The sequence below is a fragment of the Synechococcus sp. A15-24 genome (genome assembly GCF_014280195.1).
GTDB lineage: Bacteria > Cyanobacteriota > Cyanobacteriia > PCC-6307 > Cyanobiaceae > Parasynechococcus.
This window is the reverse complement of record NZ_CP047960.1, coordinates 539,555-554,345: the sequence shown is the minus strand read 5'-3', so window position 1 is coordinate 554,345 and position 14,791 is coordinate 539,555. Positions and strand designations below refer to the sequence as shown.

Sequence of the window (14,791 nt, the reverse complement as noted above, 5' to 3'; positions counted from 1 at the left end):
CCGCGGCACACCGTGCCCGGCCCGACCGGAGATCCGACCTGAATGACCAGCAGCGGCAAAGTCAGAATTTACGAGCTGTCCAAGGACCTGGGCCTTGAGAACAAGGACGTGCTGGATGCGGCCGAGAAGCTGTCGATCGCAGCCAAGAGCCACAGCAGCTCCATCAGTGACGCCGAAGCCGGACAGATCCGCAGCCTGCTGAAGTCGAAAGGCAACGCCAGCAAAGCGTCTGCACCTGCACCGGCCAAACCAGCTCCTGGCAAGGCGATCCTGTCAGTCAAGAAAGCGGCTCCCGCCAAACCAGCACCGGCTCAGGCGAAACCCGCAGCACCAGCCAAGCCTGCAGCATCAGCGTCTAAGCCTGCAGCCCCAGCGAAGCCTGCAGCATCAGCGTCTAAGCCTGCAGCCCCAGCGAAGCCTGCAGCATCAGCGTCTAAGCCTGCAGCCCCAGCGAAGCCTGCAGCTCCAGCGGCGCCGGCCCGTCCAGCACCAGCGAAGGCAGCGGCCCCAGCAGTACCGGCCAAACCAGTGCCGAGACCTGCCGCTGCTCCGCCACCGCGTCCTCAGCCGGCCAAGCCTGAGGTCGTCAGCAAGCCGAAGCCGGCCACGCCCGCCGCGGCTTCTGCGCCGTCGAAACCAACGACTCCACCGGCTCGCCCCTCAGTCGTCAAGCCAACGGTTGCTAAGCCAACGGTTGCAAAACCCGCGCCAGCCAAACCAGCTGCCGCTAAGCCCGCACCAGCCAAACCCGCTGCCGCCAAACCAGCCCCGGCACGACCGGCCCCGGCCCGTCCGGCACCCGCGCGTCCCGCGGCCGATCAACCCAAACCACGGCCTGCAGCTGTCCCCAGCCGCCCAACGCCAGGCGCAGGACAGAAGCCACAGATCGTTTCCCGCCCTGGATCAGAACCTCGCCCCGGTGCTCCAACCCGTCCAGGGGCTCCAGCACCAGCGCGTCCAGGTGCACCTGTCAAAGCGGGGCCACCCACGCGCCCCACACCTCGTCCTGAGCTGGTGGGCAAGCCTGTTCCGCGGCGTCCCGGCACCGGAGCACCCACCCGCAGCGGAGCTGGTGCACCGCAACGCCCTGGAACCGGTGTCCCGCAGCGTCCCGGAAGTCCTGGGCGTCCAACACGACCTGGCGCGCCGACCCGCAGCGGCGGCAACACCCTGGAGCTGGTGGGCAAGCCGATCCGCCGGGACGGCAGTTCCACCGGAATCGGCGGTCGTCCGGCCCCACCGACACGCCCCGGTGCCGGCAGCCCGCAACGCCCTGGCATGCCAAGCGGCATGCGCAAACCCGTGGCACCGGGCGAGCTCATGCAACTGCAGAAGCCCGTTGGACGCCCCACGGCGCCGGCCCCCCGCCGGCCCGATGCCCCCACCAAAACTGGCGACGGTGCCGGAACGGCCACGCCACCGGTGGCACGCCCTACAGCCCCAACCGCACCGCGTCGCCCCGGTGGTTTCCGTCCCGGTGCACCCGGCGGCCAACGCCGCCCTGGACGTCCGGACTGGGATGACAGCGCCAAGCTGGAAGCCCTGCGCAGCCGTTCGCCACAGAAGCAGCGCCAGAAGGTCCACATCATCGGCGAGAACGACGATGCTCTGACCGCTGAAACCGGAGGATTCGCCGGCGAACAGCAAGCCATTGTGCTGTCCGCCAGCCTGGCTCGCCCCGCCAAGCCGAAGTCGCAGAAAAAGGCCGCTCCCAAGCCGATGGCGGCGATGCGGAAGCGGAAGAAGGAAACCACGCGTCAACGCCAGCGGCGTCGGGCGATGGAACTGCGCGCTGCCCGCGAGGCCAAGCAGGTGCGGCCGGAGATGCTGATCGTTCCGGAGGACAACCTCACGGTGCAGGAGCTGGCCGACATGCTCAGCGTCGAGAGCTCCGAGATCATCAAATCCTTGTTCTTCAAAGGAATCATTGCCACGGTCACCCAGACCCTGGACATGAACACCATCGAGACGGTGGCCGATGAATTCGGCGTTCCGGTGCTCCAGGACGACGTGGAGGAGGCGGCCAAGAAGACCGTCGAGATGATCGAAGAAGCCGACAAGGAACACCTCATCCGTCGTCCACCCGTGGTCACGGTCATGGGTCACGTCGACCACGGCAAAACGAGCCTTCTCGATGCGATCCGCAAGGCGCGGGTCGCTGCCGGCGAGGCCGGCGGCATCACCCAGCACATCGGTGCTTATCAGGTCGAGATCGACCACAACGACGAAGCCCGCAAGCTCACCTTCCTCGACACCCCGGGCCACGAAGCCTTCACGGCCATGCGGGCCCGCGGCACCAAGGTGACGGACGTGGCCGTTCTGGTGGTTGCCGCTGACGACGGCGTTCGCCCCCAGACGCTGGAAGCCATCAGCCACGCCCGGGCTGCAGAGGTGCCGATTGTGGTGGCAATTAACAAGATTGATAAGGAAGGGGCCTCCCCCGACCGGGTGAAGCAGGAGCTGTCCGAGCAGAACCTGCTGGCGGAAGACTGGGGCGGCGATGTGGTGATGGTGCCAGTGAGTGCCATCAAGGGCGAGAACATCGACAAGTTGCTGGAGATGCTGCTGCTGGTCACCGAAGTGGAAGACCTTCAGGCCAATCCGGATCGCCTGGCCCGCGGCACTGTGATCGAGGCTCACCTCGACAAGGCCAAGGGTCCTGTGGCCACCCTGCTGGTGCAGAACGGCACCCTCAAGACCGGCGATGTCGTGGCGGCCGGGCCGGTGCTCGGCAAGGTTCGGGCCATGGTCGACGACAACCGCCAACGTCTTAAAGAGGCTGGTCCTTCGTTTGCCGTTGAGGCCCTCGGTTTCAGCGAGGTTCCGACCGCTGGCGACGAATTCGAGGTGTATCCCGACGAGAAATCAGCACGGGCTGTTGTGGGAGATCGTGCGTCGGATGCTCGCGCCACACGCTTAGCGCAGCAGATGGCCTCGCGCCGGGTGTCGCTCACAGCGATGTCAGGTCAGGCCAATGAAGGCGAGCTGAAGGAGCTGAACTTGATCCTCAAGGCTGATGTCCAGGGCTCTGTGGAAGCAATCCTTGGCTCCCTTGAGCAATTGCCCAAGGACGAGGTCCAGGTTCGTGTGCTGCTATCGGCACCGGGAGAGGTCACCGAAACAGACGTCGACCTGGCGGCCGCCTCCGGCGCCGTGATCGTGGGCTTCAACACCTCAATGGCCTCTGGTGCCAAGAAGGCAGCAGATGCCACCGGCGTGGATGTGCGCGATTACGACGTGATCTACAAGCTGCTGGAGGACATCCAGTTAGCGATGGAGGGCTTGTTGGAGCCCGAACTGGTGGAGGAAGCCCTCGGCGAAGCCGAAGTGCGGGCGGTGTTCACCATTGGCAAGAGCGCCGTCGCGGGCTGCTACGTCACCACCGGCAAGTTGCAACGCAACTGCAAGGTGCGTGTCCATCGCGGCTCCCAGGTGGTGTACGACGGCGACCTCGACTCGTTGCGCCGCAACAAGGACGACGTCAAGGAGGTGGCCACCGGCTTCGAGTGTGGTGTCGGCACCGATCGCTTTGCCAACTGGGAAGACGGCGACCGGATTGAGGCCTTCAAGATGGTCACCCAGCGCCGCAAACTCACCACCTGAGGCTCCGTTCCGCCGTGCAATCCCGCCGCGAACCCCTGCTTTGGCTTCAGTGCCTAGCCATCGGCGTGATCCCCCTGGAACTGCTGCTGATCCGCCTCCTTTTGGCAGGAGCGGATCCAGGCCCTGTGCCGATCGTGGAGCGTCTGTTGATCTGGGGAGTCGGCGTTGTGGCGCCTGCCATCGCGCTGTGGCAACGTCCTGCGGACTGGGGATCCCTGCTGCTGCTGCGCCTTCCCGTGGCGTCCCGCAGCAGCGATCAGTTGAGGCTCAGCGCCTCCGAGAGCCAATGGGGAAGCCGCTCAGCGCTGGTGGGTTGCACTGTTCTGCTGCTACCGCTGCTGTGGTGGCTGGATGAATCTGCAGGGCTGATCCACGAATTCTCGCCTTTGCAGGGCAGCTCACGACTGGTGAGCTTGCTGCTGACGGCGCCACTGTTGGCCTTACTGATCTGGCAGATCCAGCAACTGGTGCAGGCGGTGCTCCTGTTGGTCCAAGCACCACAGAACGACTCCGCCGCTGAACCGTGGAGCCTTGATCAGCTGCGGCAGGAACGCACGAGCTTTGGCCTACAGCTCCTGCAATTCGCCCCCTTGACCTGGCCGGAGCCAGTGGAACCGACCCCCTCGCCCACTCCGGAACCACCCCCCGTCTCTACTCCGGAGCCTTCAAACGAACCGGAACCCACTCCGGAACCAACCAACGGGCCGGATCAGGAGCCAACCTCCGATGTCCCGGAAGACACAGCGTCCATCGACGCAGCAACCAGCGAGGACGACTCAGCCGTCGCCACCGCCCTGATCGACATCGACATCACGGCTGCGATCGAACCAGAGCAGGCTGCTGAAGAGGAGGAGAGCACCCCCCTGGATCCCGAAGTCGGAGATCTCGACGCTGTCGCCAGCGGAAGCACGGAAGAGCATGGTGAACAGTCCCAGGCCGGCGGAGGCGAACAACGCGAACCAGACCAAACGCCGGAGCCCACGCCAGGGGGTGCGTGATTCACGGATCAAACGGTCCCGCAACGCCGGGGCCAATTCTTTCCGTGATGTTGGGTTCTCGTCCAAAACGGCGGCCAGGCACAGTCTCAAATGTTAAATTGCTATTGTTGCCGATGTAGCTCAGCCGGTAGAGCAACGCTTTCGTAAAGCGTGGGTCGCCTGTTCAAGTCAGGTCATCGGCTTTTAACAATCAAGGGCAACAATCTGCCCTTGCTTCAAATAAACATAGAAAATATTTGCCAGTGAATCCCACCTGCTTTGACGCCTAAAGGCCCGACGATTTGCAGGACCAGAAAAGCAAAAGAGCCTGATCCCCAAATTCAAAAATTTTGAAATAAAATCAATCATGGGAATCAGATTCACATCCATCTCAAGAGCAAAGAGCCTTCAACTTTTGCGCAGCGCACAACTGCTCTCCTGTCTCGATCTCCTCGTTCAACAGCTCAGGCCAGGGCACGATCCAATGGCGACTCTCTACAGCGGGAAGAACATCAGCCGCCACCGGATTGGCCAGAACGATCACTCGGCGATTCTTGAGCACGAGCGTGCGGCGCAACCAGGGGGTGAAAATCAGCTCCTCCACCAATCGCTGATAGGAGCCATCAGCGATCGCCCGTTCAAATCCCGTTCTGATCGCATCCGCCAGCGGTTGATTGTCAGGGCTGACGTAAAAGAAGCCGGCGAAGGGATAGGCAAGCAGCAGATGTGGATCCAAAGCGGTGTCCGATGTGGATGACGCCATCAGCTGCGCCTCCCGCTCCAACTCCGCAATACCCCTGGGGAACAACTGCACCCGTTGGTGATCCACCAGACGAAACAGATCTTCTGAGCGTGCGGTGAAGGTGCGTAGGCCAGCCGCATCAAAAATGTCTACATCACTCCAGCCCAGTCCCTGGAGCAGAACGATGTCGCCGAGATCCTGCCTGGTCCGGATCGTGGCCAGTCGCGCCATCTGACTCTGATGCGTCCAACCGCTGCGCAGTCCGAGGATGCCTCCGGTCACGGGGATGGGTACTGGCAGCAGACGTCGGTTCACATCCACGCCAGCGCCATAGACCCCAATGCTCAAGGCAAAGGGATTGCGGCTGAAGCTGGCGACGCCTTGTTCCAACGCCGCAACGGCTTCATCCTGCGCGACCACCACTTCACTGAGCCCAAGGGCGAAGGGGCGACCACTGCGCTTGAGCACGAGCTCCAGCAGTCGATATTTGAAATCGTTATGGTCCTCGCCGGGCGAACGATCCAACACCACGGAGAGGGTTCCCGCTGGCAGAGACCGCACTTCGGTTGCTGTCAGAATGTATTGATCGTCGATCTTGAGCCGACGTTCACTCAGACGCGGCTGAATCAACAATACGCCCACCAAAGCAATCACAACGGTGAGCCCGGAGGTCAACAACGTCCAGTAGCCGGATGGGTGGGGCGCTGTTGGTTGTGTCATGGAATGATCCACCAGATGCCCAGCAAGGTCATCGCCACATAACTGGGCAGCAACAGCACCCGCAGCCCCTCGGCAACCCTTGTACTGATCAGACTGAGCTGATTGTCGATCAATTCATCAGCACCGACGACGTAAAGAATCCCCAGGAAAATGATCAATTGCAGATTTCCGATGAAGCCCGTCATCGCCGTCACCGGAAGATTGCCGGCAATGAACACGTAGTTACCGCCGGCGGACACCACCGCCGCGAGGATCAGATCATCCCGGCTGCGGGTGATCAGCAGACTCATGCAGCAAAGGCCGACAGCCAACAAATAGCCGAGGAAATCGGGCGCGACGAACAGCAGGCTGCGCCGCTGGATCGGCAGGTCAAACGACACGGTGGGTTGCCGGCGCACGGCGACGCCGGCGGCGGGAGGACGGCCCAGATCATTCATCAGGCTGATGCTGGAGGCGTAACCCGTCGGATCTTTCAGGGTCCAACCCGGCAGCAGCAGGCTGGGGGTCACGCTGCAGGGCTGCGTGGGCACCACGTCCAGGTTCACCGGCTGCAGAGGATCATCCAGACCGATCTGAACGTGCAGCAGCTGATCGTCGAAGGGATAACGCTGCAGGCGCCAGCGCTTTACCACCGGTGAACGCACCTTGTAAAGGCTCCAACTATGACCATCAGTCTGATCCCGGCGGATCCGCTCAAAGCGCTGAATATCTCCGTTGTAGATGCCGTTGAGGACGCGCAATTGATCACTGGGGTTCTGATCCGTTTCTCCATGCCAAATGGTCCAAAGCAGCAGTTCAATGGAGAACTGGTCATCCATCAGGTCGATGTCGCTGATGTTGGTGATGTAGGCACCCATCTGCAGCAGCGGCTCAGCTGGAGCAGTCGGCGCAGCCTTCACCGTGCCCCAGTCAATCGCCGCATGAGCATCCGAACGTTCTGCTAGTGGGGGCGGCGCCTGCGACGGCCGCCCCAACCCCAAGGCCAGCGTGAGGGCAAATGCAGCGGCAACCAGGGCAATCCACCAGCGATGGCGATGTGGCACAACGGGCACGAGCTGCGGCGACTCTGCTCTCAACCCACCATGACAACGCCGTTGAGGAATCACAACGGTTGCCGTGATCAGGGAGCATGGACCCAATCACGGACGTGCCGAGCCTGCTTTGGTCACCATCCCTATAGCCAAGGTCCCTGCATCCCTTGTCCGCACGGGTGCCGCCTTCAGCGGATTGCTGCTGGTGCTATTTGTGCTGGTGCATCTGATTGGCCTGCTTCCAGCGGTGCTGGCCCCTGAGCAGTTCGAGGCCTACGCCACTGCCCTGCACAGCAGCACATGGCTGCCTGTGGTTGAGAGCGGCCTGCTGCTGCTGGCCATCGTTCACATCAGCCTCACCCTGGCCAAGGCCATGGCCAACCGCAGAGCCGGCAACACCGCGACCCTCAGAAGTCGTCGCCAATCCCCTCTGGCAGCCCTGGCCAGCCGCAGCACGGTGGTGGCCGGAATGGTGACCCTGGGATTTCTTGTGATGCACCTGCGCCAGCTGCGCTGGCCCCGCCCCGCAGCTGGCGAGGAAGCCGCCACGTTGATCCAGGTGCTGCAGCAGCCGTGGAACGCTTTCCTCTATGTCGCTGCGGCAGTGGCCCTGGCCCTGCATCTGCTGCACGGAGCCGAAGCTGCCCACCGCAGCCTGGGCTGGCTGACACCTGCCAACAGCAGCGCCCTGCGCGCAGTAGCAGGCGTTCTCGCCGCCCTGGTCGGCGGCGGTTTCCTGACGATCAGTGTGCTGCTGGCCCTGGGAGGTGTCGCATGAGCGGCCTGCCCGACCCGCGCATTCCTGCCGGACCGATCGCCGATGCCTGGCAGCGCACCAAGGAGGGACTGCCCCTGATCAGCCCCCTGCGCAAAGGCCAGATCGATGTGCTGGTGGTGGGCACCGGCCTGGCGGGTGCCTCTGCCGCCGCCACCCTGGCCCAGCAGGGCTACCGGGTGACGGTGCTGAGCTTCCACGACAGCCCGCGGCGGGCCCATTCGGTGGCGGCCCAGGGCGGCATCAATGCGGCGCGATCGGTCGCCGTGGACGGCGACAGCGTCAGCCGCCTGTTCACCGACACGCTCAAGGGAGGTGATTTCCGCGCCCGTGAAAGCGGCTGCCAGCGGCTGGCGGAAATCAGCAGCGGCATCATTGATCAATGCGTGGCCCAGGGCGTGCCCTTCGCCCGAGAATACGGCGGCAGCCTGGCCACCCGTAGTTTCGGCGGCGCCCTGGTGAGCCGTACCTTCTACGCCCGCGGTCAGACCGGTCAGCAGTTGCTCTATGGCGCCTACCAGGCATTGATGCGTCAGGTGGAGCTTGGCCGGGTCCGACTGCTCACCCGCCGTGATGTGCTCGAGCTAATCACCGTTGATGGTGTTGCGCGGGGCGTGGTAGCCCGCCATCTGCTCAGCGGTGCGTTGGAAATTCACACCGCCCGCACGGTGCTGCTCTGCACCGGGGGCTACAGCAACGTCTACTTCCTCTCAACAAATGCGCTGAAATCCAACGCCAGCGCCATCTGGCGGGCCCACCGCAAGGGCGCCCTGTTCGCCAACCCCTGCTTCACCCAGATCCACCCCACCTGCATTCCCAGCGGTGATGCCTTCCAGAGCAAGCTCACGCTGATGAGCGAAAGCCTGCGCAACGACGGCCGCATTTGGCTGCCGCTCGAAACGGGCGACCAGCGATCCGCCGAGGACATCCCGGAACAGGAGCGCGACTATTTCCTGGAGCGGCTGTATCCCAGCTACGGCAACATGGCGCCACGGGATGTGGCCTCCCGCCGGGCGCGGGAGCTGTGCAATGCAGGGCGGGGCGTCGGGCCCGGTGGCCTCTCGGTGTTTCTGGATCTCACCGATGCGATCAAGACGGAAGGCCGCGAGGCTATCGCCGCCCGCTACGGCAACTTGATGAAGATGTACGAGCGGATCAGCGGCGACGATCCCTACCGCAAACCGATGCGGATTTACCCCGCCCCCCACTACACGATGGGCGGCCTGTGGGTGGACTATCAGTTGATGAGCTCGATCCCGGGGTTGTTCGTGCTCGGGGAGGCGAACTACTCCGAACACGGCGCCAACCGCCTGGGGGCTAGTGCGTTGATGCAGGGATTGGCCGACGGGTATTTCATTGCCCCGTCCACGGTGACAGCCTGGCTGGCGGGCAACGCAGCCCCGGACGTCACGCCTGATCATTCGGCCTGCCGAGAAGCCCTGGAGAGCACCCTCCGTCGGATCGAGACGATGCTGGGCAGTGGAGGCACAACTCCTGTGGACAGCTTCCACCGGGAACTCGGGGCCGTGATGATCGATAGCTGCGGCATCAGCCGCGATGCCGAAGGTCTCCGGGACGGACTCAGCCAGGTGGAGGCTTTGGAGAAGCGCTTCCACGGTGAAGTGCGGGTGCCGGGAGAAGCGGCAGGGCCCAACGCGGAACTGGAGAAAGCGCTGCGGGTGAGTGATTTCTTCGGGTTGGCACAGCTGATGCTGCGCGATGCCCTGGCGCGGGAGGAGTCCTGCGGTGCCCACTTCCGTGAGGAGCACCAGAGCCCGGAGGGTGAAGCACGGCGCGATGACGTCAACTTCGCCCACATCGCTGCCTGGGAACACCAGGATGGTGCGGAGCCGATCCGCCACAGCGAAACGTTGCAGTTCACCGCCCTGCAACCGAGCACCCGCAGCTACCGATGAAGATCACCCTGCGCATCTGGCGCCAGCCCGCCGCAGACCAACCCGGCCGGTACGAGCGTCATGGACTTGCCGATGTTTCGCCGGATGTGTCGCTGCTGGAGGCCCTCGATCAACTGAACGAGCAGCTGATCAGCGCCGGGGAACGACCGGTGAGCTTTGAGCACGATTGCCGGGAGGGCATCTGCGGCAGTTGCGGCTTCCTCGTGAACGGCCAGGCCCACGGCCCCCGTATTGCCACGTCGGTGTGTCAGCTCTATCTCCGGGAATTCGAGGACGGCGCGGAACTCACGCTTGAGCCATGGCGGGCCAAGGCCTTCCCTGCGATTCAGGATCTAATGGTGGACCGCTCTGCCTTGGACCGACTGATCGCGGCCGGTGGCTACTGCTCCACCGGCACCGGCCAGGCGCCGGATGGCAATGCCCTGCCGGTGGGACGCGACCAGGCCACCAGCGCCTTCAGCACAGCCACCTGCATCGGCTGCGGAGCCTGTGTGGCCAGCTGCAGGAATGCGTCCGCCAGCCTGTTCGTGGCCGCCAAATTGGCGCACCTGGGGCAACTCCCCCAGGGCCAACCGGAACGGGCATCCAGGGCAAAAGCCATGCAAGACCAAATGGTGACGGAAGGATTCGGAAGCTGCAGCAGCCACCTCGAATGTGAAGCCGCATGCCCTCAGGAGATCTCAGCGGACTGGATCAGCTGGATGCACCGGGAGAGGCGGGGCTAACGCGCGTCATTGCCTTTAACCTCCGGCCAGATCCTTTGACGTGACCCTCATGACGTTCAAGGGTTTGAGACGCCAGTTCAAGGCTGGCTTGCTGGCAGCTCTTGTGCTGCTGAGCGCTTGGATCGGCGTCGGGCTGACGCCCTCCGTTGGGTACACAGCAGTCGACGCTGTTGCAGCGCCAATCAACACGGCTGTCGACAGCCAAGCCGCACCAATCCGGCTCGAAGATCAACCTTTCTATGCCGACCTGGAGACCTGGCGAAGCCGCTGGGACAGCGGCTTTCTGGGTCAGGTCGTTGACACCAATCCCCGACTCAGCCTGATCAAGTTCTATTCGGCCATGGCCCGAGCAGGGCAACTGGTTCGCAGTGTTGCGGATGAAGCCCGAACCGACCCAGGCTTGAGGTGGAGCGCGAAGTCACGTCAAAAAATTGAAGAGGCCGAGCGCCTGTTCCGATCAGCTGTACAGACGATCGATGCCTCGGAGTTACCCGAAAGCATCCGCGAGAACACACAGGAAGAAGCTGCTCTAAAACTGAAGGAGATTCTCGACTATGTCCTCAGTAACTCCGAGACACCGATTGAACTTCCAAGCCGCACCGAAAAGGGTTTCTGGCGCCTAGCTGGGTCGATGATTGCCCTGGCTTCGAAACTTCAAGAAGGAGCTGATATTCCCTATTACCAGTTCACGAAACGAACCCTCGACAATGTCGACAAGGGCTACCAATACGTCGCCAGTATCCGCGAAACGGGAACTGCCAGTGAGAGCAACTCCTACGCCACGCCATGGGTATTCCACCTACACCTACACCCCTGGATACCTGGTTCCACCCAAGGCCTATCTCCTGCTGCCCAAGGACATTCGCTCATTTCTAGAATTACCGATAGGTGAACAGAGCCTCCTCCAAATCACACTAACACTGATTTTTATTGGAATTTACCTGCCCATTGTGGGGCTTCTGATTTACACATTCCTGAACACATTCCGCTACGTCAAAGACTTCACCTCCGATCGGAAAGTTCGGTTCTGGAAAGTCGAAAATACTGCCTGGAGACGCTTTTTTCTGATTGCGCCCATCGCACCTCTCTCGGTTTTCACACTTCGGTTGATCGATAACAAAATCAACATCACCGGATGGTGGCTTCGCAATATCGACTTCTGTTTCGACATGCTGGCCTATGTCGCGTTCGGCGGATCCATCATCCTGCTGTTCGAGGCCCTGGGCCGCACCAGTTCTCACTGGATCCTGAGTTTCAAACGCAGCAAATCAGACCTGGAGCGCAAACGCATCCAAAACGTTCTTCTACCGATATGTCGCTTCCTCGGCGCGCTGACAGCAGTCCTGATCATCTACCAACTTTTGCTGCGACTTGGAATGCCAAGCAATACCGTTCTGGCCTTTTCAGCCGTACCAGGCTTGGCGATTGGCTTGGGAGCATCCAAGTTGCTTGGCAACATCTTTGCCGGCATCTCCATCCAGTCCGATCGCCCCATTCGTGTTGGAGAGTTCTGCCAGGTTGGCGACAAGCTTGGCTTCGTCAAACGGATCGGGCTGCGCTCAATCGAGCTCTCCACCCTTTCAGCAAATGTCACCATTCCCAATAACAAGGTGGATGACACGACGATCGTTAATTTCACACGCCAGACCTTGCAGAAGAGGGGCGGGCTGCAGCATCCTCTCCAAACCATCGAATTTGTTCTATCACTTCCCTTAGGCCTTGGCATTGGCCAGCTGAATGCCATCACCCAACGTAGCTGCGATTACCTGGCGGGGATTCAATCGCTCACAAGTCATTGCGCCCACTACGACGAAAGCCCGAGTGGCGCGCTCAGCCTGACAGTGCTGGCCGAAGTGCGCATTTCCAGTTGGGAGGACTACTTAAGCGTCCGACAATCCATTCTTGGAGATATCAAGCTAATCATTGCCGTTGTGAAAAACCTCAAGCAATCGATCAGAGTTGCTCGAGACACACCTCTGGAGATGGTGGATCGCATCCCCGATCTTCTGGCCGACATCATCAACAACGATCCCAACCTGACCCTGAGTGTTTGCCGCCTTTCCGCCATCTCGGATTACAGCCTGGATTTCATGGTCTTGATGGAGTCGACCTACACCGATGTCGGTGGATTCTTCAGTGCTCTTGCACGCGTGAACAAGGGGATCCTTGATTGCTTCGCCGCCAATGGCATCGAAATCCCCCTACCCACCAGTGTGGAGATTCAAAAAACGCTCCCCTAACCCTCACAACCCGGCACATCCGCGGCCGGCAGCACTGAGATCGGCCAGGGCTCGCTCGCCGCGGCCCTGGCCGAGCTGCTGGAGGATCACATCGGCCTGCAGAGCCAGCAGCAGGGTCTGACAGGGATAGGCCTCGAGGTCCGCCGCTCGGCGCTGAAGCTGCTCAGTGTGATCCAGCGCCCGTTCGCAGGCGGCTGGCTGCCTGCCTTGCAGGCAGAGGCGGGCGTCAGCCTGCACAGCGGCCAGACCGGCAGCCTTAACTTCGCCTGCGCAGCTGAGAACCAGCAGAGATGCAACGACTGTGACGGGTCGTGCCATCACGAAACCAGGAGGCGGTTTGCTGTGATGATGACTCAACTTTGCCCCCGAGCTCAGCCGTGTACACCGACTGGACCGCGATCGCTCTGCTGCTGTTCACCGCCGTGCCGCTGGTCGTTGTTGTCGGCACGGCCACCTTCTTCGTGGTGCGCAACAAACAGAAGGCCCCGCTGGGCTGAACACGGCTCTGATCAGGACCGCTGAGGAACCAGACCACTCAGCGGCGTGACGGTCATATCCGAAGTGGACAGCTGATTCAAAGGAACCGCCTGAATGGCGGCACTGATCTGACCCTGGCCGAGGCAGGCCAGACACGTTTGGAAACGCTGGCCGGACACGCGTTGAATCCCGCTGCCTCCGCAGATGGTGCAGGTGCTCATAACCGGTGCGCTGGATCGTTGAAATCAGTGTGAGGCCAATTGAGCCGCACGATCCCGAAGCCTTCCTTAAGAATGGCCAGCACGGATCCCTTTCTGAGTCAAGTCATCCAGCAATTCGATCGCCGAGAGCTGGGCTCCAGGCCCCACACAACCAAGGCCAGAGGCCAGAAGACCGACCACTGCAGGGGCATCCAGACCCAGCTCACGCAAGGGCATCAGCCCGCTGCTGGCCTCACGTTTCGACAGCTTCCTCCCCTCGGCGTCACAACGCAACGGACCGTGGTGAAAGCGGGGGGGCTGCTGCTGCAGAGCCCGATACACACTCCGCTGGGCGGGCAATGCCTCGCGCAGGTCCTCACCGCGCACCACATCAGTTATGCCCAGGGCCAGTTCGTCGATCACGGTGGCCAACTGGTAGGCGATGAACCCGTCGGCACGGCGCACCACCACGTCACCGCTGCCATCTGGATCACGGCCGGGAACCCGCAACCGCCAGCTGGGCAAACGGCGATCACGCCACCCCCAGCCAGCACCGCCATCACGGCAGGTGCCGGGGTAGCGCGCCAGACCTGCCAGCTCCCGTCGTGAGCAACGGCAGGGGAACAGGGCGCCGCTGCGGCGCAACCAGGAGAGCCAGGAGGCGTACAGCCCACGGCGGCGGCTCTGCAGAATCGGCTCTCCGTCCCAGTCGAGCCCGAGCCAGTGCAGATCGTCCTGGATCGCCTCAACAGCACCGGGCCGGTTGCGGGGGGTGTCGAGATCATCGATGCGCAACAGCCAGACACCACCGGCCTGGCGCGCCTGCAACCAGGACAACAGAGCGGTCTGGAGATTGCCGAGATGCAAGGCGCCCGTGGGCGAGGGGGCGTAGCGACCGCGGTACATGCCTTCAGCACGCCAGCGCAGGCCACGCTCCAGCTCCAGCAGCAGATGATCCGGAACGGGCATGAAAAAGGCGGCCCCCTGGACCGCCCATTCGATCAGAGAATCGTTGTTGGATCAGCCCTGCACGCGGTCCTTGAACATCTTGCCGGCGGTGAAGGCAGGCACGCGCTTGGCGGGGATGGCGATCTTTTCGCCGGTCTTGGGGTTCAGACCCTGACGGGCGGAACGCTCGCGGGGTTCGAAGGAGCCGAAACCAAGGATCGATACCTTTTTGCCTTCAACAACGGAATCGATGATGGTTTCGATTGCGGCGTCGACAACCATGGAGACGTCGGTCTTGGTGAGCTCGGTGCGAGCAGCCACCAGATTCACCAGGTCAGCTTTGTTCATTGGAGAGGAAGAGTCGGGAGGCGGAGACGGCGCTGAAACGGCGTTCGGTCCCGCCGCTGCCTTCCCCAAGCGGCCCAATCGTATGGAGG

Annotated in this window: 13 protein-coding genes, 1 tRNA gene and 1 pseudogene; 8 read left to right on the top strand and 7 right to left on the bottom strand. The window is 62.3% G+C overall.

Annotation, left to right across the window (positions count from 1 at the left end):
• Positions 1-42 precede the first annotated feature (42 nt).
• Together infB and SynA1524_RS12960 are read left to right on the top strand one after the other, a co-directional pair.
• Positions 43-3,603 (top strand): translation initiation factor IF-2, encoded by a 3,561-nt coding sequence (gene infB / locus SynA1524_RS02925; protein ID WP_186498866.1) that lies wholly within the window; start codon positions 43-45, stop codon positions 3,601-3,603.
• A 14-nt stretch (positions 3,604-3,617) separates the two neighbouring features.
• Positions 3,618-4,181, top strand: a pseudogene (locus SynA1524_RS12960) (low-complexity tail membrane protein); the annotation flags it as partial.
• Positions 4,182-4,379: 198 nt separating this feature from the next.
• Here SynA1524_RS12960 and SynA1524_RS02920 read toward each other — a convergent pair.
• Positions 4,380-4,571, bottom strand: a complete 192-nt coding sequence (locus SynA1524_RS02920; RefSeq protein WP_353616583.1) for a photosystem II assembly family protein — start codon at positions 4,569-4,571, stop codon at positions 4,380-4,382.
• Between the two features lie 139 nt (positions 4,572-4,710).
• Here SynA1524_RS02920 and SynA1524_RS02915 point away from each other — a divergent pair.
• A tRNA-Thr gene (locus tag SynA1524_RS02915) sits at positions 4,711-4,783 on the top strand.
• Positions 4,784-4,971: 188 nt separating this feature from the next.
• Here SynA1524_RS02915 and SynA1524_RS02910 read toward each other — a convergent pair.
• Together SynA1524_RS02910 and SynA1524_RS02905 are read right to left on the bottom strand one after the other, a co-directional pair.
• Entirely contained in the window at positions 4,972-6,042 is a 1,071-nt protein-coding gene (locus tag SynA1524_RS02910) for a hypothetical protein (protein WP_286188650.1), read from the bottom strand.
• A complete protein-coding gene (locus SynA1524_RS02905; RefSeq protein ID WP_286188649.1) occupies positions 6,039-7,094 on the bottom strand; it encodes a hypothetical protein in 1,056 nt (351 codons plus the stop codon). Before SynA1524_RS02905 ends, SynA1524_RS02910 begins: the two co-directional genes overlap by 4 nt.
• Before the next feature lie 109 nt (positions 7,095-7,203).
• Between SynA1524_RS02905 and SynA1524_RS02900 the strand changes: the two genes are divergently transcribed.
• The 5 genes from SynA1524_RS02900 (at position 7,204) to SynA1524_RS02885 (ending at position 12,729) form a co-directional block, all read left to right on the top strand.
• A complete protein-coding gene (locus tag SynA1524_RS02900) occupies positions 7,204-7,851 on the top strand; it encodes a succinate dehydrogenase cytochrome b subunit (RefSeq protein WP_286188648.1) in 648 nt (215 codons plus the stop codon).
• The gene (locus tag SynA1524_RS02895; RefSeq protein ID WP_186498865.1) at positions 7,848-9,764 is read left to right on the top strand and encodes a fumarate reductase/succinate dehydrogenase flavoprotein subunit; all 1,917 of its coding nucleotides are present in this window, start codon (positions 7,848-7,850) and stop codon (positions 9,762-9,764) included. The genes SynA1524_RS02900 and SynA1524_RS02895 overlap by 4 nt, the downstream gene beginning before the upstream one ends.
• Positions 9,761-10,489, top strand: coding sequence for a succinate dehydrogenase/fumarate reductase iron-sulfur subunit (locus tag SynA1524_RS02890; RefSeq protein ID WP_186498864.1), 729 nt, complete (start codon positions 9,761-9,763; stop codon positions 10,487-10,489). Before SynA1524_RS02895 ends, SynA1524_RS02890 begins: the two co-directional genes overlap by 4 nt.
• Before the next feature lie 88 nt (positions 10,490-10,577).
• Entirely contained in the window at positions 10,578-11,381 is an 804-nt protein-coding gene (locus tag SynA1524_RS12955) for a hypothetical protein (RefSeq protein WP_286188647.1), read from the top strand.
• 277 nt (positions 11,382-11,658) lie between these two features.
• Complete coding sequence (locus SynA1524_RS02885; protein ID WP_286188725.1) at positions 11,659-12,729, top strand: mechanosensitive ion channel family protein; 1,071 nt, start codon at positions 11,659-11,661, stop codon at positions 12,727-12,729.
• Between the two features lie 3 nt (positions 12,730-12,732).
• Here the strand turns inward: SynA1524_RS02885 and SynA1524_RS02880 are convergent, their stop codons facing one another.
• From SynA1524_RS02880 to SynA1524_RS02860, 4 genes are all read right to left on the bottom strand, one after another.
• Positions 12,733-13,047: a hypothetical protein gene (locus SynA1524_RS02880; RefSeq protein ID WP_286188646.1), complete on the bottom strand. Its 315-nt coding sequence runs from the start codon at positions 13,045-13,047 to the stop codon at positions 12,733-12,735.
• Positions 13,048-13,238: 191 nt separating this feature from the next.
• Positions 13,239-13,427: a hypothetical protein gene (locus SynA1524_RS02870; protein ID WP_186498861.1), complete on the bottom strand. Its 189-nt coding sequence runs from the start codon at positions 13,425-13,427 to the stop codon at positions 13,239-13,241.
• A 66-nt stretch (positions 13,428-13,493) separates the two neighbouring features.
• Positions 13,494-14,375, bottom strand: a complete 882-nt coding sequence (gluQRS, locus tag SynA1524_RS02865) for a tRNA glutamyl-Q(34) synthetase GluQRS (protein ID WP_186498860.1) — start codon at positions 14,373-14,375, stop codon at positions 13,494-13,496.
• A 51-nt stretch (positions 14,376-14,426) separates the two neighbouring features.
• Positions 14,427-14,702 carry an HU family DNA-binding protein gene (locus SynA1524_RS02860; protein ID WP_011127454.1) on the bottom strand — a complete coding sequence of 92 codons (276 nt, stop codon included), beginning with the start codon at positions 14,700-14,702 and terminating at the stop codon, positions 14,427-14,429.
• Between the last annotated feature and the right edge of the window lie 89 nt (positions 14,703-14,791).

Bases quoted from the DNA above. Each gene is read 5' to 3' on its own strand.
- infB (WP_186498866.1), top strand. From the start codon at position 43: ATGACCAGCAGCGGCAAAGTCAGAATTTACGAGCTGTCCAAGGACCTG.
- SynA1524_RS02910 (WP_286188650.1), bottom strand. From the start codon at position 6,042: ATGACACAACCAACAGCGCCCCACCCATCCGGCTACTGGACGTTGTTG.
- SynA1524_RS02895 (WP_186498865.1), top strand. From the start codon at position 7,848: ATGAGCGGCCTGCCCGACCCGCGCATTCCTGCCGGACCGATCGCCGAT.
- SynA1524_RS02890 (WP_186498864.1), top strand. From the start codon at position 9,761: ATGAAGATCACCCTGCGCATCTGGCGCCAGCCCGCCGCAGACCAACCC.
- SynA1524_RS02885 (WP_286188725.1), top strand. From the start codon at position 11,659: ATGCTGGCCTATGTCGCGTTCGGCGGATCCATCATCCTGCTGTTCGAG.
- SynA1524_RS02880 (WP_286188646.1), bottom strand. From the start codon at position 13,047: ATGGCACGACCCGTCACAGTCGTTGCATCTCTGCTGGTTCTCAGCTGC.
- SynA1524_RS02870 (WP_186498861.1), bottom strand. From the start codon at position 13,427: ATGAGCACCTGCACCATCTGCGGAGGCAGCGGGATTCAACGCGTGTCC.
- gluQRS (WP_186498860.1), bottom strand. From the start codon at position 14,375: ATGCCCGTTCCGGATCATCTGCTGCTGGAGCTGGAGCGTGGCCTGCGC.
- SynA1524_RS02860 (WP_011127454.1), bottom strand. From the start codon at position 14,702: ATGAACAAAGCTGACCTGGTGAATCTGGTGGCTGCTCGCACCGAGCTC.